Below are 19,765 nucleotides of genomic sequence, written 5' to 3'. Positions count from 1 at the left end.
GGCGGAATATGCTCATGCATGAAGCGGTGAAAACCGCGAAGCGATCCTGCCCCTGACCCCCGCGACGGCAGGGAAGGGATGACGGAAACTTTCAAGAAGAAAGGGAGCGACAGTGTCGATCTCCATCAAGCCCCTCGAAGACCGTATTGTTATCCAGCAGGTCGAGGCAGTTCAGACCACCGCCTCTGGCCTGGTTATCCCGGATACCGCCAAGGAAAAGCCACAGGAAGGCGAAGTTATCGCAGTCGGCCCTGGCCGCGTTGATGACAATGGAAACCGCGTTCCCGTCGACGTGAAGGTCGGCGACGTTGTGATTTATTCGCGCTACGGTGGTACCGAGGTCAAGTACGAAGGCAAGGAATACCAGATCCTCTCCGCACGCGACGTCCTCGCAATCGTTGAGCGCTGAACCTAGAGTTCACCACTGACAAACAGTGTGGGCCTGGCACCTCAGGTGCCAGGCCCACACTGTATCGAGAACAGCAAAGAACTACGCGGCGTTTGTTTCCGTCTCCTTTGTCCGACGAGGCCACGCGAACCACGCGGCGGCAATCACCAAGACAACAACTGTGATCATTGCCCACGTAGGAATCGTCGAACCGAACCGCATCAGAGACTGTTCCCACGAAGCCAAGGTCGTTGCTGAAATCAATCCCCCAAGTGGATTCGCGATGCCAGCGACCAGAAGCGCCGCGCCCAGCGCAACCAAAACGATGCCTGAGACGACGTTCGTCCACGTTGTATCGCGACCGAATAGTCGAAGGGGGCGGGGACGCAACCAGGTGCTTGAGGACAAATTCGTAGACTGCCACGCCAATGCGAGCACTGCCAGAGGAACAACCATGCCAGTGGCGTACAGAGCCATCAGAGCAGCGCCTGTTGCCGGCGAAGCTCCGATACCTGCGGCCACCAAAACGGCCCCTAGGATTGGCCCAGCGCAACCGATACCGGCAAAGCCATAGGTGAGCCCCAAAAGGTAGATCGACAGAGGATGAGTGCGATCACGTTCTTTGCGTACTCCCGCCGACGCCTTGCGATGGGGCGTGGGGATTTCAAGAGCGATAATCTCAACGATGCCAAGAATGATGATGATGAAGGCGCAGATGCGTGTGATCAGATCCAGGTGATCGCGCAGAGCTGATCCCGCCGCGCCGACAAGTACGCCCAAAGGCAGAAGAGAAGTCAGCAAACCCAGCCAGAAGATTCCGGTGCGCAGTAGCAGTGCAGAACGCGACTGGAATGCGTATGCGAAGAATGCTGGCAGGATCATCACCGAACAGGGGGCGAAGACCGTCAATACGCCACCGAGCAGGGCAGCCAATGGGGTCAAAGTCATGAACGGGCGGCCTCCGCCTGAAGTTCAATCGTTGTGCGCACATACTCGTAATCGCGGTAGCCCGAAATGTAGGTGTCCCCAATGAACATGAAAGGTGTGCCGGTGATGCCGATGGAGTAGGCTTCCTTCTTCGCGTTGGCGACAGCCTGAACGGTTTCGGCCGCATTCATCGTGGCGCGGAAGGTGTCGATGTCTGAAACGCCAGCTTGTTCAGCGAATGCGACGAGAGATTCCTCGGTGTATTCCGGGTGTTCGTGTTCGTTGGTTGCCTGATACAGCAGGTCGTGGAATTCCCAGAACTTGCCCTGATCGGCTGCCGCACGTCCCGCTTGAGCTGCTAAGGGGGACGTGGGGGTGATCTGTGCCAGGTCGCGCCATTCGATGCGAAGAGTTCCGTCTTCGATCAGATCGGCAAGTTGGGGTTCGATTTTTTTAGCAAACAGCGTGCAGTAGGGGCAGGAGAAGTCAGAGAAGAGTGTGAGGACAACCGGAGCGTCCAGAGCGCCTTTGGCCTGATTGTCGTTGGCGTCGCGCTTGGGTGCGGATCGAATGATTGCAAGGAGCTCTGCGTTCTTCTCACTGGGTGCTGCGACGTTCGGGTCAACGTCGGCGGCCGCCGCGGCAGCGGACGAGGCTCCTGGCGTCGCTGATGCAGATTGGGCAGATTGAGTGTGCGTCGAGTCTGACGATTGCGCTGATGCTGCCGAATCTGCTTGCTTGTTTCCACTAGTTGTCCAAATGCTGACGGCAAGGACGAATGCTGCAATGATGATGAGTGCGATCGAAATGATGAGCGATCGGGATTTACGGCGTGGCTGGGATGAAACAACTGGTGATGTCACGACTTCGCTTCCGATTGGTTGTTGGGGAATAGTGAAAACTATCGATGATTCTTTAGTGTGGCATGAGAAGTGAAGAGGCGTCGCGCTATGTGCGCGACGCCTCTGTAAGACTGGGGTAGATTACGACGCTCGACGCTGACGATGCGATGAACGTATTTCTTCGCGTCGTTCTTCTTCTGTCATTCCGCCCCAGATGCCGTAGGGCTCTTGTGATGCCAGCGCGTATTCGCGGCACTGGTCGATCACGGGGCATGTTGCGCAGATTGCCTTTGCGTTTGCTGCGCGACGGCGACGCGTTGAACCGCGTTCGCCTTCAGGGTGGAAGAAGAGCTCGGTGTCGAGGTCACGGCATGCGCCGTCGTACTGCCAATCCCAAGCGTCGATCATTGGGCCGGGGAGACGTGAAACGTCAGACATGTGTACCTCTCATTCGGTGACTGCCAGTCGAAGTACTTCTTCGCGAGCAGCCTCCATCAGTTTAGATATTGTTCGTAAGTTGTTCAAGACCCGTTCATACATTCTTAGTTATTTCTCAGAAAAGGCAATAAACCTGAGAAAAATCTGAATATATCGCTACAAAACATGCGGAATGCCATGAAGAAGATTTGTCTCACTTACTTGACACATCTTCTTCGCTCCGGTGGCGAAAGCTCGCTCTTCGGTGAACAATCGTTGTAGGGGTGAACAACGTTGAATAAAAACGTTGGTAGCTGGCGAGCGGAAAGGAAACGACATGCCTCGCGCACATCTTGCGTCTTCAGCTGATTCAGGCGTCGATGCTCCGCTGACAGTGACTGCTGTTTCCGTTCGTCTCGGAATCTCCCCCTCGACTCTTCGCACCTGGGAACGACGCTATGGTCTTGGCCCAGATGAACGCCAAGCAGGAACTCATCGTCGCTATCGTGCCAGCGATGTTGCGCGTTTGACCGCGATGGTTGACCTTGTGCATCAGGGGGTTTCTCCCGCAGATGCTGCCGCTACCGTGTTGGCGACGGCCCCTGCGCGTTCACGTCAAGAAGACCTGCCCGTTCCTCATACGGTTTCTGAACTACTGAATTGTGTATCGGCCTGCCACGGGCATCAGCTGAAGAATGTCCTTCGTTCCGCGGTGGGCGACGAGGGGCTTGTTCATACTTGGAGTCGCTTAGTCAGCCCAGCGCTCGACACCTTGCGTGCCTCCACATGCGGGCAGAAACCTGGATGTGCGCCGTCTACGATTCTTCAAAACGCTTTCCTTGATGTGCTTGCTCAGTTTGCTAGCGAGTGCGTTTCTCCTCAGACAGCCCCGGGGGCTGTTGTTGTTCTTACGGACGTTGTCCACGAGCTGGGAGCGCACGTTCTTGGTGTTGCTCTTGGCTGGTACGGCATCGATGTGCGCGTCGTTTCGACTGCGACAGTTGATGATCAGGGAGCGTGTGCTCGCGTTGCGCTTCATACCGAAGAACGCCCGGTCGTGTTGGCTATTGTCATGGGTTCTGGAGCAACCTGCGAGAAATTTATTCATGGTCTTACTACTGATCTTGACCTTGATGTCATGCTGGTTGGCGCGGATGCTCCGAAGGTCGTTGATGAGCGCGTCCTGCGCGTGCGCACAATTGCTGCCGGCGTAGAAGAAACTCTTGCGGTACTTGCGCCCGGTGTTGATCTTTCCTCGGTTGTGTCTTAACAAGTCCCATAGAACCTCTCATCGAAACTTGAGGCAGTGATACCTTTATCGGTGTTACGCACATCTTTTGACCGGGAGTGACAATGAAGACCCCCTGGAATGATTCCGCTCTTATCGGCGCTTTTGATGCTGATTTCTCTGCGCTTGTTGAGTTCGCTTCAGCTTCAGCGTGCCCTGCTGGCTTCGGTTATCTGGATGCCGATGGTGCTATTACAGAGTCCAAGGGCGTTGAGCTGTGGATTACGTGTCGAATGACGTACGTGTTTGCACTTGCTGAGATGCGTGGTGTCCAGGGAGTGTCTGGTCTTGTCGAGCACGGGCTTGATGCGCTGTCCACCTCGTTGCATGACGATGAATACGGCGGGTGGTTCTCCGCTCTGGATGCGACGGGGGAACATGCTCGCCCGGTTGAGCCGATCCGCAAGGAAGCCTATGCGCACGCGTTCGTGATTCTCGCGACTGCCGCTTCCTATTTGGCTGGGCATGAACGAGGCCGGGCGTTGCTTGATGAAGCGCTTGCCGATCAGGACGCGCACTGGTGGGAACCGTCGTATGGGCGCGTCGCGAACTCGTGGAACCGCGACTGGAGCGAGTGTGAAGAATATCGAGGTCTGAACGCGAATATGCACACGGTCGAGGCGTATCTTGCTGCCTTCGATGCGACGGGTGAACGACGTTGGTTGGATCGTGCGCGCGAAATGATGCGTTTTGTTGCCGATCTTGGTGCTCGCTTTGGTTGGCGCTTGCCTGAGCACTTCGATAAAAACTGGGTTGTTTGTCCCGAGATGTTCATTGAAAATCCCGCTGATCCTTTCCGTCCTTACGGTGCAACTCCGGGACACGGGTTTGAGTGGGCGCGTTTGATCCTGCATGGTCGAGCCTCACTCATTGCGTGCGGGGATACTCCGAGTGAATGGATGTATGACGTTGCGCATTGCCTTGTTGATCGAGCGGATGAGGATGGTTGGGACAGCGAAAAGGGTGGGATCGTTTACACGACGGACTTTGATGGAAAGACTGTTGTGGATACTCGCATGCACTGGGTTGCTTGCGAAGCTGTGAATGCAACGCTCGCTCTGGGTAAAGTCAGTGAAGAACTAGGTAATGATGACGACGTCATGGTCCAGTCGGAGCGTTTCGCTCGCTATGTGGCGTGGGCGGATCAGGTCATTCATGCTGGCCCGGGACGCTGGATCCATGAAGTCGACGCAGATGGACACGAGAGTGAAACTGTCTGGGCAGGCAAGGCTGATGCCTACCATGTCGGTCAGATGTTGCTGTTGCCTCGTATTGGCTTGTATCCGGGATTCGCGGCGGCATTAGCGCAGGTGAGGGCACACGACCACTCGGAATTGTGAGGTTCGTCCGAAGTTTTTATCCGGCTTGAGCCACAGCCTAGACTTGGCTCATGGGAGACTTTTTAGAGCATGATCCGTTCTCACTGACTGGCCTTACTTACGATGACGTTCTTCTGCTCCCAGAGCTGACTGACGTCGTTCCATCCACTGTTGACACTACGTCGCGGCTGACGAAGAAAATTACCCTGCGTGTTCCGTTGCTTTCTGCAGCAATGGATACTGTGACTGAAGCTCGTATGGCGATTGCCATGGCTCGTCAGGGTGGTATTGGCATCCTTCACCGCAATCTTTCGATTGAAGAACAAGCGCAGCATGTTCGTCAGGTGAAGCGCTCCGAATCTGGAATGGTTGAAGATCCTGTGACTGTTGGTCCCGATGCGACCATCGAACAGCTTGATGAGCTTTGCGGTCACTATCGTGTGTCTGGTCTTCCTGTTGTTGACGAAGAAAATGGTCTTGTTGGCATCATCACGAACCGTGACCTGCGTTTTGTCCCTGAATCCCAGTGGGCAACGCTGAAGGTTCGCGATTGCATGACCCCGCGCGAGGATCTTGTTGTGGGTCAGGTTGGTATTTCTCGTGAAGATGCGAAGGCTTTGCTGGCTGAGCATCGAGTGGAGAAGCTTCCGATTATTGACGAGAATAATAGGTTGACCGGCTTGATCACGGTCAAGGACTTCGTGAAGACCGAGCAGTACCCGAACGCGACGAAGGATGACCGTGGTCGTCTGGTTGTCGGCGCTGCTGTTGGTTATTGGGGTGATACGTGGGAACGTGCAACCGCGCTCGCTGAAGCAGGTGTTGACGTTCTTGTTGTTGATACGGCTAACGGTGGCGCCCAGCTTGCGCTGGATATGATTCGCCGTATTAAGGCGGATCCGTTGTTCGCTGGCGTTCAGATCATCGGTGGCAATGTCGCAACCACTGAAGGTGCTCAAGCGCTGATTGATGCCGGTGTCGATGCGGTGAAGGTTGGTGTTGGCCCGGGCTCGATTTGCACCACCCGAGTGGTTGCTGGCGTGGGCGTCCCGCAGATTACTGCAATTTACTTGGCTGCTAAAGCGTGTAAGCCCGCCGGTGTTCCGCTGATCGCTGACGGTGGTCTGCAGTACTCGGGTGATATCGGTAAGGCTCTTGTGGCCGGTGCTGATACGGTCATGCTCGGCTCGCTTCTGGCCGGCTGTGAAGAGTCCCCGGGTGAGGTTGTCTTCACGAACGGTAAGCAGTACAAGCGTTACCGTGGTATGGGATCGCTGGGCGCAATGAGTTCGCGTGGTCGCAAGTCCTACTCGAAGGACCGCTACTTCCAGGCCGATGTCACCAGTGATGACAAGATCGTTCCAGAAGGTATTGAAGGGCAGGTTCCGTTCACTGGTTCACTTGCCTCGGTGATTTACCAGCTTGTTGGTGGCCTGCATCAGACGATGTTCTATCTGGGTGCTTCGTCGATCGAGGAGATCAAGAAGAATGGTCGCTTTGTTCGAATCACATCTGCAGGTCTGCGCGAATCTCATCCGCACGATGTGCAGATGACCAGCGAGGCTCCGAACTACCATTCGTCAGGGTCTTCTCGCTGATAAACGTTTGACAGGTATTGACCCTCGTCGCAGGCGGTTTCACGCATGCGACGGGGGTCCTATTTTTGTGCCAAATTGGGCATTAATCTGAACCTGTCGGAACATGTTTTCACACTGTTGAAAAGGGGATCGCGCACATGCTCATCCTGATCGATTATGCAAACGTCGAAGCAATTGAACAGACACTGTCCTACCTTCCGATTGACGGTGTTACGACTAACCCGACCATCTTGTACCGCGAGGGCAAAGAGCCTTTGGATGTTCTGCATAAGATCCAAGATTTGCTGCCCTATGGGTCGCAGTTGCATGTTCAGATCGTGTCGGAACGAGCCGACGATATGGTTGCCGAAGCGCGTGCTCTGCGTGAAGAAATTGGTGGCAACCTATTTGTGAAGCTTCCTGTCACTCGCGACGGCTTCGCGGCAATTCCTCGCATTGTCGCAGAGGGCATGCAGGTGACGGCAACAGGCATTCACTCTTCGATGCAGGGATTCATGGCAGCAAAGGCTGGTGCCCGCTATGTTGCTCCCTACGTGAACCGCATGGATAACTACGGCATTGATGGTGTTCGCGTTGCTAGCGAAATCCACCGCACGCTGAAGTCGTATGGGATGGAAGCTGATGTTTTAGCTGCGTCCTTCAAGAACTCTGAACAGGTTCTTGAACTGGTCCGCCAGGGCGTTGGTGCTATCACTGCTGCCCCCGAGGTTCTTGCGGCACTGATTAAGAATCCCGCAACCGATGCGGCGATCGCTGAACAGAACAAGCACTTCAGCCTTCTGGTCGGTGAGAAGCGCACATGGAAAGACCTGATCGATACCAAGTGACGTCACAGTGGTGGTCAGCGCTTAGCGCTGACCACCACGCGTCCAATCAGTCCCACCTATGGGACGAAGTCGCGCCCGCACATGGAAGTGACAGCGCGCTGAAGACTGGTGACCCGATAGCAACAAGGGCGTTCTATTGGGTCATCGACCTCTTTCATTAACCGACCCGTTTAATGATGGGGATGCTAACCCCTTCAGCTATTGAGAGCCCTTTGTGGCCACTGGGAATCAATCTGCTGGGGTTTACCCTGACGTGCAAAGTAGGTTTCAAGACCCTGAGCCCATTCTTTAAAAGCGCTGGCCTGCAATGCCATCAACGCATGAGCACTGCTTAGCGTGAGCGGAGCGCCAAACGCCTGGGCAATCTTCGCCAACACGTCTAATGTCATCGAAACGTCAACTTCTGCCGTGTGAGCATTCGGATCCGGAGCCACACCGTAGTGCGGTGCCATGGTGGTCAGGGTTCGCTTTCCCTTCCGGTACTTATCGAAGTGACGATCAAGGACGATCGGATCAAGAATGAGTCCAACAGGGCCACCAAGGCGTTCTTCCAAAGTCTGCAGACCATGGCGAGTGAGCTCGGCATTCATCAACGTAATATCGAACGCCGCATTGAAGACAACAACAGGGAATCCGCGTTGCCAGTGCGCAACCAAAGAATCAGCAACCTCATTTAAAACCTCGGAAATATTCCGTCCCTGGGTTTGAGCTTTTTCGTTGGAAATCCCGTGAATAGCGCTGGCGCTTTCAGGGATCTCTACCCCGGGATTAGCTAGCCATGTGACAACTTCGTCAGGGCCAGACGGGTTGATACCCCCGCGTCGCAAAACAAGCGCAGCCGTGACAAGGCGATCCGAAAGAGGATTTGTGCCGGTTGTCTCTGTGTCGAAACCAAGCCAAGGCTGATCAATCCAAGAAGTGTTTTCATTCATGGAACTAGTGTCGCCTAAACCATGGAGAAACAAAATGGCAATCATCAGGTCGGCGAAGCCGGCCTCGTCGACTACCTCATCGCACCCACGCTGCAATCATCAACAAAAGCGCATGTCAGTGGCCCAAAGTGGTTAGTATCAAGTCGTGAGCAACGAAGTTGAAATTGGTCGTGGAAAGCGTGCGCGACGCGCTTACAGTCTGGACGATATTGCCTTGGTTCCCTCAAGGCGCACTCGTGATCCCGAAGATGTGAACGTCGGCTGGCAAATCGACGCCTACCACGTCGATATTCCGATCATGGCTGCCCCCATGGACTCGGTCATGAGCCCCGAAACAGCAATCGCATTCGGAAAACTCGGCGGGTTGGGTGTTCTAGATCTGGACGGTCTATGGACGCGCTACGAAGATCCGGAGCCGCTTCTCGAAGAAATCTCCCATCTTGGAGAAGACGAGTCTATTGCGCGACTCCAACAGATCTATTCGGAACCAATTAAGCCGTCGCTTATCACTGCTCGCCTCGCTCAACTTCGGCAAGCCGGCGTAGTTGTTGCAGGTAAGTTGTCGCCTCAGCGTACCCAAAAGTACTGGCGAGCAGTCGTCGATGCGGGCGTGGACCTTTTCGTCATCCGAGGCTCAACAGTCTCTGCAGAACATGTTTCCAGCCGATCTGAGCCCCTCAACCTCAAGCGGTTCATCTATGAACTCGACGTCCCCGTCATTGTTGGTGGAGTCTGCACGAATACGGCAGCGTTGCATCTGATGCGCACGGGTGCCGCCGGTGTTCTTGTCGGATTTGGCGGGGGAGCGGCACACTCGACCCGTCAATCGCTCGGCGTGCACGCCCCGATGGCAACAGCAATCGCCGATGTGGCCGCTGCGCGTCGCGATTACATGGATGAATCCGGAGGACGCTACGTTCACGTCATTGCTGACGGTGGCATCGGGCGTTCTGGTGATTTATCGCGCGCCATCGCCTGTGGTGCGGATGCGGTCATGCTGGGTGCCGCTCTGGCTCGCGCGGAAGAAGCGCCCGGGCGCGGTTGGCATTGGGGTTCCGAGGCCACGCACCCAGACATGCCTCGCGGTCAGCGTGTTCACGTAGGCACATCCGGAAGCCTGCAGCAGATTCTCTACGGTCCTTCGACGCGTGCAGACGGTTCCCTGAACTTTGTTGGTGCCCTGAAGAGAACCATGGCATCGACCGGCTATTCGGAAGTCAAAGACTTGCAGAAGGTGGATGTGGTGGTCTCGCCCTATCAGCCAAGCGGTCACTGATTTATCTGTTTTGTCCGTTTGCGCTCACTTGTAGCGCCTGGTTCTGCCAAGCGTCAGATGCGCTACGCTCCGGGGCAGTTTCGCGTGTAAACGTGAGGCTGGCCCGGCCTCGTGAATCATTGGAAAGCCGGTTTTTGATAGGCTCAATGAATCACGCGCCAACATGTCCACCGCGGCTCTCCCCACGATGGTCAAGCGCTCACAATCCTAACCAGCTGAGGAATCAATGCGCACTCACCTTCAGCGTGCAACCGCGATCATGGTGGCGAGCGGCGGAATCATATTGGCGCTTGCCGGGTGCCAGCTGATCATCCTGTCGGGTTCGAACATCGATCAGCAGGCAGAAGCCCTCGCAGATGAGTTCGACCAGACCAAGTTCGTGCTGGTCGATGCGCAGGACTACCGCAACGCGACCGAGCCGGAGCCCACGCAATACGCAGTGAATCTACGCACCATCGTTTTTAACACCCTGTACCCCAGCTATATTGCCGGATATCTTGCAGCGGGAACGACAAGCACAGGAACCGTCGGCGTCAACGCTGATGAGACCTTCAACGAACGCTGGCAGAGAATGGGGATCCTCGCCGTCGAAATGGAATCCGCGGGTCTGTACGCCACCGCCGCGCACGCCGAAGTCGAAGCGCTCGGCATGTTCACCGTCTTGGCTTCGCTCGTCCCGGACGAAGCCACAACCGTAAAGGAACGCGAGACAGCGTTCACCCAGATGATGGAACTCGCGCCACCCCTGGCGCAGATCTGAGGAAGGCACCACCATGAAGAAGACTGAAGTCGCCCAGATGATCGACCACACCCTCCTCAAGCCCGAGGCGACCGCCGCCGATGTCGCGGCCCTTGTCGCCCAGGGCGCCGAACTCGGCACCTACTCGGTGTGCGTCTCGCCCTCCATGCTGCCCCTCGAGACCCCCGAGGGCCTCATGGTCGCCTGCGTCGCGGGCTTCCCCTCGGGCGCTGTCAAGCCTGAGATCAAGGCCGCCGAGGCCACGCGCGCCGTTGAGGACGGCGCCGACGAAGTCGACATGGTCATCAACATCGCCCTCGTGAAAGAAGGCCGTGAGGCTGAGCTCGAAGCTGAGATCCGCGCCGTGCGCGACGCCGTCCCCGCTCCACGCGTCCTCAAGGTCATCATTGAGTCCGCTGCCCTGACCGATGAGGAGATCGTCATGGCCTGCCGCGCCTCCGAGAACGCGGGGGCCGACTTCGTGAAGACCTCCACCGGCTTCCACCCCGCCGGTGGCGCCTCGGTGCACGCCGTTAAGCTCATGCGCGAAACGGTCGGCGACCGCCTTGGCGTCAAGGCTTCGGGCGGGATCCGCGATGCCACGACCGCGCTCGCCATGATTGAGGCCGGAGCCTCGCGTCTCGGCGTATCTGCGACGGTCGCGATCCTCGAGGGGATCGAAGAGTGAGACGATGAACGATCAGCTTCTCGCGACGGCCCGCGAATGGGCCACCCATGATCCGGACGGCCAGACCTCCTCAGCGCTCCGTGCTTCCGTCGAGGCCGCTTCGGCGGGTGACGAGGGCGCCCTGGCCGAACTGCGGGCCGCGATGAACGGGCCCCTTGAGTTCGGCACCGCGGGTCTGCGCGGCGAGATTGGCCCGGGTGAATCTCGGATGAACCTCGCCGTCGTCATCCGTGCGACCGCGGGCCTCGCCGCCTACCTCAAGACGCAAACCGAGCGCGAACCTCGCGTCGTCATCGGTTGCGACGCCCGGCACGGCTCCGTCGATTTCGCCCGTGTGGCCGCGCGCGTTGTGTCGGCGGCGGGCTGCCGGGCTCTGGCCCTCCCCGTCTCGCACCCCACCCCGCTCACCTCCTTCGCGGTGCGCGCCCTCGACGCCGACGCGGGCATCATGATCACCGCTTCGCACAACCCCGCCAAGGACAATGGCTACAAGGTCTACCTCGGCGGAAGCATCGTCACCGACGCCGGTCAGGGCGCCCTGATCGTGCCTCCGCACGACGCGGGCATCGCCACCGCCATCGCGGCAGCCGCCCCGGCCGACGAGGTCCCCCAGGACGAGGAGCGCATTGAGCAGGTCGATCCGCGCGACGACTACGTTGCAGTCGCCGCGGCCTTGGCCGCCGGCGACCACCGGGGAGACCTCAAGATCACCCTGACCGCGATGCACGGCGTCGGCGGAGCGCTCACCGAGCGCGTCCTCAAGGAGGCGGGTTTTACCCGGGTGTCGCTCGTCGCCGAGCAGGCGGCGCCCGACCCCGATTTCCCGACCGTCTCCTTCCCGAACCCGGAGGAGCCCGGCGCCCTCGATCTGGCGATGGCGCATGCGCGCGAGCACGGCTCGGACCTCATTATCGCAGTCGACCCCGACGCCGATCGTTGCGCCCTCGCCATTCCGGACGAGGCCTCGGCGAGCGGATGGCGTCAGCTCACCGGCGACGAGACCGGTTCGATCCTCGGCGAGTTCCTGGCCGGGCGGGCCCCGAAGGGCGGGGTCTTCGCCAACTCGATCGTGTCGAGCCGCCAGCTCGAGCGGATCGCCCTGGCGCACGGCCTCGACTACCGCCACACCCTCACGGGATTCAAGTGGATCGCCCGCACCCCGGGCATCGTCTTCGGCTACGAGGAGGCCATCGGCTTCTGCCCCGATCCCGAGCACGTGTGCGACAAGGACGGCATCTCGACCTCGGTCGTCGCCGCCTCCCTGTTCGCCGAGCTTAAGGCGCAGGGCCACACCGGCCAGGACGAGCTCGAGCGAATGGCTCGCGCCTACGGCTGCTACGTGACGATGCCGCTCACCTTCCGCGTCGAGAATCTCGGTCTCATCGCCGAGGGCATGGATCGTCTGCGCGGGAACCCGCCGTCGCAGCTCGCGGGCTCGTCGGTCGTCTCCGTCGTCGACATGTCTCAGGGGTGGGACGGCCTGCCGGGTACGAACGCGATCATGGTCACCACTGAGGCGAACGACCGCGTCATCGCTCGGCCGTCCGGCACCGAGCCGAAGCTCAAGTGCTACCTTGAGGTCATTCTCGATGCTCCAGGTGGCGGAGAAGTGCCGTGGGACGAGGCTCGGGCGAGACTCGAAACCATCAAGGCCGAGTTCGCGCTCGCGATCGGAATTTAGTCCCGACCGCGCTTGTTCACCGACTTACTTGCTGAGGACTTCGCTTGTTCACCGCCGGCGGTGATGTCATTCCCCTCTGAGGTTGATTGAGTGGTCAACAAGCGCGCACTTGAACCGGAAGGAACGTGAACAAGCGCGCATTTGCCGCAGCCCATTTTCGTGCTCCTCGGTTTTCGCTCCGCCCGTGAACAAGCGCGGGGTAGGGCGTGGCGGCAGCCTCGTTCATCTCAATCACGAAGCCGACACGCAGCTGCCGGCGGACACCACGCAACCGCGATGCCCGCCGGCAGAAACACAATCAGCACATGCCGGGGCGCTTGCCGATTGTCAGCGTGACCTCCTGCGTGCCAGCGAAGAAATCATTGCCTTTGTCGTCGACGACGATGAAGGCTGGGAAGTCTTCGATTTCGATCTTCCACACGGCTTCCATGCCGAGCTCCGGGTATTCAAGAAGTTCGACCTTCTTGATGCAGTTTGCGGCCAGTTCAGCAGCCGGACCACCGATTGAGCCGAGGTAGAAACCGCCGTGCTTGTGGCAGGCGTCGGTGACCTGCTTGGAGCGGTTGCCCTTCGCGACCATGATCATGGATCCGCCGAGCGCCTGGAACTGATCCACGTAGGAGTCCATGCGGCCCGCGGTCGTCGGGCCGAAGGAGCCGGACGGCATACCTTCCGGAGTCTTCGCTGGGCCCGCGTAGTAGACGGGGTGCTTGAGCATGTATTCCGGCATCGGCTCGCCGTTTTCGATGCGCTCGCGGATCTTCGCGTGGGCGATATCGCGGGCAACGATCATCGTGCCGTTCAAGGACAGGCGCGTCTTCACCGGGTACTTCGACAGTTCGGCAAGGATTTCGCTCATCGGGCGGTCGAGGTCGATCGACACGGCGCCGGTGTCTTCGCCCAGCTCAGACGGGTCGGTTGCCGGCAGGAAACGGCCGGGGTTGAAGTCGAGCTGCTCCAAGAAGACACCCTCGGGCGTGATCTTTGCCTTTGCCTGGCGGTCAGCTGAGCAGGATACCGCGATGGCGACCGGTAGGGATGCGCCGTGGCGAGGGAGGCGAATGACGCGGACGTCGTGGCAGAAGTACTTGCCGCCGAACTGGGCGCCGATGCCCATCTGCTGGGTCAGCTTGAAGACCTCGTCTTCCATCTCGACATCGCGGAAGCCGTGCGCCAGTTCCGAACCGGTGGTCGGTAGCGTATCGAGGTAGTGGGCGGACGCGTACTTCGCGGTCTTGAGCGCGTATTCAGCGGAGGTGCCACCGATGACGATTGCCAAGTGGTACGGCGGGCATGCTGCGGTGCCGAGGGAACGAATCTTTTCTTCCAGGAACTGCATCATGTGTTCCGGATCAAGGATTGCCTTCGTCATCTGGTACAGGTACGACTTGTTCGCGCTACCGCCACCCTTAGCCATGAACAGGAAGTGGTAGTCGAGCTCGTGACCGACCTGCGTGTCCGCGTAGAGTTCGATCTGCGCCGGCAGGTTGCAGCCCGTGTTCTTCTCTTCGTACATGGTGATCGGAGCGTTCTGCGAGTAACGCAGGTTGAGCTCGGTGTAGGCGTCGTAGACACCGTGCGCCAGGGGCTTGCCGTCCACACCTTCGGTGATGACGCGCTGGCCACGTTCGCCCTTGATGATGGCCGTGCCCGTGTCCTGACACATCGGCAGAACGCCTGCGGAGGCAACGTTTGCGTTCTTCAGTAGGTCGAGTGCGACGAAGCGGTCGTTTGCGGATGCTTCCGGGTCTTCGAGGATCTTCGCCAGCTGTTCGAGGTGCGCGGTGCGCAGGTAGTACGAGATGTCGTGGTACGCGGTTTTCGCCAGTAGTTCGAGTGCGCTGGGGGCAACCTTGAGGAACTGTGTTCCGTCAGGGCCTTCAACGGTTTCGACGCCTTCGGTGGTGAGCAGACGGTACTCGGTTGTGTCTTCACCCAGCGGCAGCATGTCTTCGTAGAAGAACTCGGTCATTAGGACTCCTTGGAAGGGAATGTGTCAGTAGATCTGGCAGTTTCCGTGCGCTGGATTGCGCCCAGAAAACGCCATGTTCGTCCCCACGCTATTGCGCGCTTGTTCACCAATTCGGGACCGTTGTCCCGTTTGAAAGCGTCAGATCTTTTGGTGTTTTTCTCGCCTTTTGTTTTTCGCAAGCTGGTGCGAATAATTCGGTGACGTGCACTGATGAATTCACGAGGCCACGCCCACATTCCTAGTGTCTTTCCTTGTCTGTGGCGCGGATTTGCGACGCTTAACGGGCTACGTATTTTGCGGATATCTCTACGGTTTGCCTAACCTTTCCTGCTCGAATAGAGGGGTGAAGCGGTGAACAAGCGCGGTAAAAGAGCAGGTGGACAAGCTGGGTCGCCTCGAAGCCAGCCTGTTCTTCATCGTTTTCGTCCGTGATCCTTCGACGAACTTCATTCCGATCCTGTCGAATATGGTGAACGACCAGATGACGGAGTACCTCCAGCACATCGCGACCGGCATGTACTTGATGTTGCCGGGCGTGAAGGATTCCGACACCTACGTGGGTGAGAAGCTGTTCGCCTGAGCGAAAAGTTTCAATGTGGCGTGGTCGTGTTGTCTTCGACGAGGCCGCGCCTCCTTTATTTTCGCTACCTTGCTCAGCCGCGCTTGTTCACCGTTTGCCTAGCTTGCGGTCGCGCTTGTTCAGCGAGCGCCTACAAGCAAATCAGGGAGACACCTGATTGAAGCGAGCCCGAATCCTTGGATAGTGTTCGAGTATGTCTAGCTCGGCCTCGTTTACCCCGAAGAACTCTGTCCGCTATCCCGCGCCGGATCTTGCGCGCGGCTTCATGCTGATTCTGATCGCGGTCGCAAACGTGCCGTTTTGGCTTTCTTTCTTCCCCGACAATCCCGAATACTCACTGAGCGATCAGTGGTGGGTGTTCATTCGCGGAATGTTCATCGACCACCGCTCGTATCCGCTCTTTTCGATGCTTTTCGGTTTCGGTCTGATGACGATGGTGTTGCGACGCCAGCGTGCATACGTGGAACGTCGAATCGACGAACTTGATGAGAACCTGCCCGGAATGCCTGAGCAGGTGCGCGCAACGTGGATCGCAGGATTCGAAAACGAGAGTATTGATGACTCTCGCCGTCTGATCCGTAGGCGCGGCTGGTGGATGCTCCTCTTCGGCTTTGTCCACGCACTCTTCTTCTCCGGCGACATTATCGGCGCGTATGCGCTGGTTGCGATTGTTTTCGCAGGACTCATTGCGCGGCGACGCTTCACGATCTTGACCGTGATTGCTCTCATCGTCCTTGTCATCATGATGCTCAGCCAGTTTGGAGCCGAATCGTTCGTGAACTGGGGCGAGAGCCTGAAGGGGTTTGGTGGCGCAACCAATACGCAGATGACGAACGCTCCCGCCGACCTGATGCTCGGCTGGTACTACCCGCTGATCAGCGTATTTGGCTGGGTATTCTCGTCGCTCCTTGGGCTGATCATGACGACCATCCTTCCTGCGACCGTCTTCGGTGCTTGGCTGGCCACCACGGACTATATTTCGCGCCCGGACGTTCACAAGGGGCGCCTGATGCTGGTGGCGTTCCTGGGTCTTGCTCTGGGTGCCCTTGGTGGCCTGTCCTATTCCTTGAAGGATTCGGGCCTGATGGATTCCTACTTCTTCGGTCAGGACGCTCTTCACGAGATTACTGGTTTGCTTGGAGCTGCAGGTTGGCTGGCCCTGCTCGGGTTGCTTGCCGGTCCTGCACGCGAAAATCTCGGGGGAGTGCGCCACTTCTTTATCGCGGTTGGTAAGCGCTCAATGACCGCATATGTTGGCCAGACCGTTCTTTTCCTTGCCACGTTCATTGCTCTCGGCTTGGCGGGTATTCGAGGAGTTTCCCAGACCCTCGGGCTTGCTATTGCGCTCGCGGTCTGGACCTTGATGGCGCTGTTCTGCTGGGTGCTCGAATCGAAGGGATATCAACGAGGTCCCCTGGAGGTTCTTCTCCGTCGAGCAGTGGCACGAAGCGCTGGCACTCATCCGGTGCCTCGGATTCCTCATATGATTCAGCCGGCAGGTATAAACGCAGAAGTGAACACCCCGCAATCGGCGCTCACCCCGATGTCAGCGTATGCGCCACCGGCTGACACTGAGCGTTAAACACTGACTGTGAAATAGCGTGCGCCCCCCGGGTAGAAACCCGGGGGGCGCGCCGTATCAAGGATAAAGATCAGCTCTCGGCTTGATCAGACTCCGCCTGGCGCTTTGCCGCGTTAATCGCGGCCGCGCGCGCCAACGCCCCAAGAGCGAGGGACACAATAATCCCGGAGATCAACAGAACGTGAAGGAAGGCTTCGCCGTCATTGCCCATGAGTGAAGCAAGACCGCAGCCAACCGCGTGAAACACCGCCACAACGCAGGCCATGGCCATGATCGGCCAGGCGGCCTCGTGACCCGTATTCCATGCGTCGTCGGAGGACTCCAACACTGCCGAATGAAGACCCAAGCCTGAGCCTCGTGCCAGAGTGCCGGCCCTGCCTTTCAGGGCAACCAAGCCGAAAACACACGCGATCACGGCAAAACCGATCACGCCGGTCAACGTCAGCGTCGTCATCAGTTCTCCTTCGTCTGAGTAGCCGGAACACCACTGTGAGGAACGCCCGCGACGGCCTCTTCCAACTCTGCGATCCACCGTGCACCAGTCACGTCGGACGGCATTCGCCAGTCACCACGAGGCGATAGGGCGCCACCAGCCACAACCTTCGGGCCATTTGGCAGAGCAGAACGCTTGAACTGCTGCGTGAAGTAGCGGCGCAGGAACAGGGTCTCCCACTTGACAATCTCTTCGAGTGAATAGGCGACGCGGTCGCCTTCGGGGAACCCGGCCGGCCACTCGCCAGCATTCACATCAGCCCACGCCTTCTCAGCAAGGAAGGCGATCTTCGACGGACGAGCCCCTCGACGCAACACGTAGTACAGGTTGAAATCCTGCAGGTTGTACGGGCCGATCTTGTCCTGCGTGGACTGCATCTTCTCACCGGGTTTAGCGGGAACCAATTCGGGAGAAATCTCCGTGCCGAGGATCGAGGTTAGAACCTCGCCCGCACGATCGGAGAACTGGCCGGAAGCTGCAACCCAGCGGATCAGATGCTGGATCAGAGTCTTCGGAACACCCGTATTGACGGCGTAGTGGCTCATCTGGTCGCCCACGCCGTACGTGCACCAACCGAGCGCCAGCTCGGACAGGTCACCCGTGCCCAGAACAATTCCTCCGTTGTGGTTGGCAATGCGGAACAGGTAGTCGGTGCGCAGACCCGCCTGAACATTCTCGAAGGTGACGTCATACGTGTCGTTGCCGTCGGCGTAGGGATGCCCCATGTCGGCCAACAGCTGGCGAGCCGCCGGGCGAATATCGATCGTCTGGCAGGGAATATCGAGGCTTTCGCACAGCGCAATCGCGTTCGACTTCGTGTGATCGGACGTTGCGAAACCGGGCATCGTGTAGGCCAAGATGTCCGTTCGCGCCCGACCCAGCATATCCATTGCGCGCGCCGCGACGATCAGAGCATGCGTGGAATCGAGGCCACCGGAAACACCAATAACGATCTTCGGATTACCGATCGCCTTGAGGCGCTGAACCAGACCATGAACCTGAATATTGTAGGCCTCGTAGCAGTCCTGAGCCAGGCGCTCCGGATCGTCGGGAACGAAAGGGAAACGATCAACGGCGCGTTCCAAACCAAGATCCGTGCGGGGTGGGTTCAGCTGGGTGTAGACGTCCATAGGAGCGGTTGCCTTCAGCCCCTGATCCTCGCCCAGGTAGCGATCCGCGTTGTCTTTAAACGAATTCTGGCGCGTACGTTCAGTGACAAGACGATCAATGTCCACGTCAGCGATCGTGATCTGACGACCGCCGGCTTTGAAACGCTCACCCTCTGCCAGCAGGTCGCCGGCCTCGTACACCATCGTCTGGCCGTCCCATGACAGGTCGGTTGACGATTCGCCCGCACTCGACGCGCAGTACACGTAGGCGGAGTTGAGGCGCGCTGACAAACTGCGAACCAACAGTCGGCGGTCTTCCGCACGACCAACGGTGATCGGCGAAGCGGAAAGATTCATCAGAACCGTTGCGCCATTCAGAGCAGCAAGAGTCGACGGGGTGAGCGGAACCCACATGTCCTCGCACACTTCGGGGGCAATGACGAGGCCAGGAACATCCTCAACATCGATTGTGATCGGAGAGAAAGGAACGGATGCCGAAGCACAGTCATCGTCGACAAAACCCCACGCGGTTGTGTCAATGAAGGAAGGAGTTGTCGGGCCGGGAGTCGCGAAATGGCGCTTCTCGTAGAACTCGCGATAGTTCGGCAGGTGCAACTTCGGGGTGACACCCAGGATCTTGCCTCGGTGGATCGTTACCGCACAGTTGTAGAGGGAACCATCGTTGCGAATCGGGGCACCAACAATGAGGATCGGCAACAGATCCTTCGTCTGAACAGCAATGCGATGCAGAGCCTCAGTCACTTCATCCAGCACGACATCCTGAAGCAACAGATCATCAATGGCGTAGCCGGAAATGCCCAGCTCGGGAAAGACGGCCGCGGCAACACCCTTGGCATCAAGCTCGCGAGCAACGTCAATGACCTCGTTAGCGTTAGCAAGTGGCTGAGCGGGATGAACAGGAACCGTCACCGCAGCAACGCGCGCGAAGCCCTGATCGTAAAGCGAATGGAAGTTCAACTTTCCTCCTAGTGTTGCCTCTATTGTCTCCCATGACCCATCCGTTTGCCCACGCGCTTACGCTCAAAGCTGATGGCAGGAAAAACAATGGTGGGCTGGCTCTTTCGAGCCAGCCCACCACAGCTCATC

At 58.3% G+C, this 19,765-nt stretch carries 18 protein-coding genes; 11 read left to right on the top strand and 7 right to left on the bottom strand.

Annotation, left to right across the window (positions count from 1 at the left end; translation table 11 throughout):
- The first annotated feature begins 112 nt into the window (after window positions 1–112).
- On the top strand, window positions 113–409 hold the full coding sequence (gene groES, locus QP381_RS06270) for a co-chaperone GroES (protein WP_006681451.1): 297 nt from the start codon (window positions 113–115) through the stop codon (window positions 407–409).
- 81 nt (window positions 410–490) lie between these two features.
- Here the strand turns inward: groES and QP381_RS06265 are convergent, their stop codons facing one another.
- The 3 genes from QP381_RS06265 to QP381_RS06255 form a co-directional block, all read right to left on the bottom strand.
- Window positions 491–1,336: a cytochrome c biogenesis CcdA family protein gene (locus QP381_RS06265; protein ID WP_006681450.1), complete on the bottom strand. Its 846-nt coding sequence runs from the start codon at window positions 1,334–1,336 to the stop codon at window positions 491–493.
- On the bottom strand, window positions 1,333–2,178 hold the full coding sequence (locus QP381_RS06260) for a DsbA family protein (RefSeq protein ID WP_006681449.1): 846 nt from the start codon (window positions 2,176–2,178) through the stop codon (window positions 1,333–1,335). The genes QP381_RS06265 and QP381_RS06260 overlap by 4 nt, the downstream gene beginning before the upstream one ends.
- A 120-nt stretch (window positions 2,179–2,298) precedes the next feature.
- Window positions 2,299–2,595, bottom strand: coding sequence for a WhiB family transcriptional regulator (locus QP381_RS06255; protein ID WP_006681448.1), 297 nt, complete (start codon window positions 2,593–2,595; stop codon window positions 2,299–2,301).
- 316 nt (window positions 2,596–2,911) lie between these two features.
- On the opposite strand from QP381_RS06255, the gene QP381_RS06250 reads away from it, so the two are divergent.
- The 4 genes from QP381_RS06250 (at window position 2,912) to QP381_RS06235 (ending at window position 7,606) form a co-directional block, all read left to right on the top strand.
- A complete protein-coding gene (locus QP381_RS06250) occupies window positions 2,912–3,844 on the top strand; it encodes a MerR family transcriptional regulator (protein ID WP_103631661.1) in 933 nt (310 codons plus the stop codon).
- An 83-nt stretch (window positions 3,845–3,927) separates the two neighbouring features.
- Entirely contained in the window at window positions 3,928–5,202 is a 1,275-nt protein-coding gene (locus tag QP381_RS06245) for an AGE family epimerase/isomerase (RefSeq protein WP_103631659.1), read from the top strand.
- Window positions 5,203–5,252: 50 nt separating this feature from the next.
- Entirely contained in the window at window positions 5,253–6,779 is a 1,527-nt protein-coding gene (gene guaB / locus QP381_RS06240) for an IMP dehydrogenase (RefSeq protein WP_006681445.1), read from the top strand.
- 137 nt (window positions 6,780–6,916) lie between these two features.
- Window positions 6,917–7,606, top strand: a complete 690-nt coding sequence (locus QP381_RS06235) for a transaldolase family protein (protein WP_040318656.1) — start codon at window positions 6,917–6,919, stop codon at window positions 7,604–7,606.
- A 194-nt stretch (window positions 7,607–7,800) separates the two neighbouring features.
- Here the strand turns inward: QP381_RS06235 and QP381_RS06230 are convergent, their stop codons facing one another.
- Entirely contained in the window at window positions 7,801–8,538 is a 738-nt protein-coding gene (locus QP381_RS06230) for an exonuclease domain-containing protein (protein WP_219810824.1), read from the bottom strand.
- 145 nt (window positions 8,539–8,683) lie between these two features.
- Between QP381_RS06230 and QP381_RS06225 the strand changes: the two genes are divergently transcribed.
- The 4 genes from QP381_RS06225 to QP381_RS06210 all read left to right on the top strand — a co-directional run bounded on the left by QP381_RS06225 (window position 8,684) and on the right by QP381_RS06210 (window position 12,922).
- Complete coding sequence (locus QP381_RS06225) at window positions 8,684–9,814, top strand: GuaB3 family IMP dehydrogenase-related protein (protein WP_103631657.1); 1,131 nt, start codon at window positions 8,684–8,686, stop codon at window positions 9,812–9,814.
- A gap of 226 nt (window positions 9,815–10,040) precedes the next feature.
- Window positions 10,041–10,574 carry a BMP family ABC transporter substrate-binding protein gene (locus tag QP381_RS06220; RefSeq protein ID WP_336619917.1) on the top strand — a complete coding sequence of 178 codons (534 nt, stop codon included), beginning with the start codon at window positions 10,041–10,043 and terminating at the stop codon, window positions 10,572–10,574.
- Between the two features lie 13 nt (window positions 10,575–10,587).
- On the top strand, window positions 10,588–11,241 hold the full coding sequence (gene deoC, locus QP381_RS06215; RefSeq protein ID WP_006681440.1) for a deoxyribose-phosphate aldolase: 654 nt from the start codon (window positions 10,588–10,590) through the stop codon (window positions 11,239–11,241).
- 4 nt (window positions 11,242–11,245) lie between these two features.
- Window positions 11,246–12,922 (top strand): phospho-sugar mutase, encoded by a 1,677-nt coding sequence (locus QP381_RS06210; RefSeq protein ID WP_285068096.1) that lies wholly within the window; start codon window positions 11,246–11,248, stop codon window positions 12,920–12,922.
- 298 nt (window positions 12,923–13,220) lie between these two features.
- Here QP381_RS06210 and QP381_RS06205 read toward each other — a convergent pair whose 3' ends face one another.
- A complete protein-coding gene (locus tag QP381_RS06205; protein ID WP_006681437.1) occupies window positions 13,221–14,894 on the bottom strand; it encodes a fumarate hydratase in 1,674 nt (557 codons plus the stop codon).
- A gap of 376 nt (window positions 14,895–15,270) precedes the next feature.
- On the opposite strand from QP381_RS06205, the gene QP381_RS06200 reads away from it, so the two are divergent.
- On the top strand, window positions 15,271–15,474 hold the full coding sequence (locus tag QP381_RS06200; protein WP_285068095.1) for a Dyp-type peroxidase domain-containing protein: 204 nt from the start codon (window positions 15,271–15,273) through the stop codon (window positions 15,472–15,474).
- A gap of 193 nt (window positions 15,475–15,667) precedes the next feature.
- Window positions 15,668–17,056, top strand: a complete 1,389-nt coding sequence (locus QP381_RS06195; RefSeq protein WP_285068094.1) for a DUF418 domain-containing protein — start codon at window positions 15,668–15,670, stop codon at window positions 17,054–17,056.
- A 70-nt stretch (window positions 17,057–17,126) separates the two neighbouring features.
- On the opposite strand, the gene QP381_RS06190 is transcribed toward QP381_RS06195, so the two are convergent.
- Window positions 17,127–17,510, bottom strand: coding sequence for a hypothetical protein (locus tag QP381_RS06190; RefSeq protein ID WP_285068093.1), 384 nt, complete (start codon window positions 17,508–17,510; stop codon window positions 17,127–17,129).
- Window positions 17,510–19,636 (bottom strand): NAD(+) synthase, encoded by a 2,127-nt coding sequence (locus QP381_RS06185; RefSeq protein ID WP_103631732.1) that lies wholly within the window; start codon window positions 19,634–19,636, stop codon window positions 17,510–17,512. Before QP381_RS06185 ends, QP381_RS06190 begins: the two co-directional genes overlap by 1 nt.
- Window positions 19,637–19,765: the final 129 nt, after the last annotated feature.

Source organism: Pauljensenia sp. UMB6358 (assembly GCF_030216865.1).
Taxonomy (GTDB): Bacteria; Actinomycetota; Actinomycetes; order Actinomycetales; family Actinomycetaceae; genus Pauljensenia; species Pauljensenia turicensis_A.
This window is presented reverse-complemented; position numbering and strand designations above follow the sequence as displayed.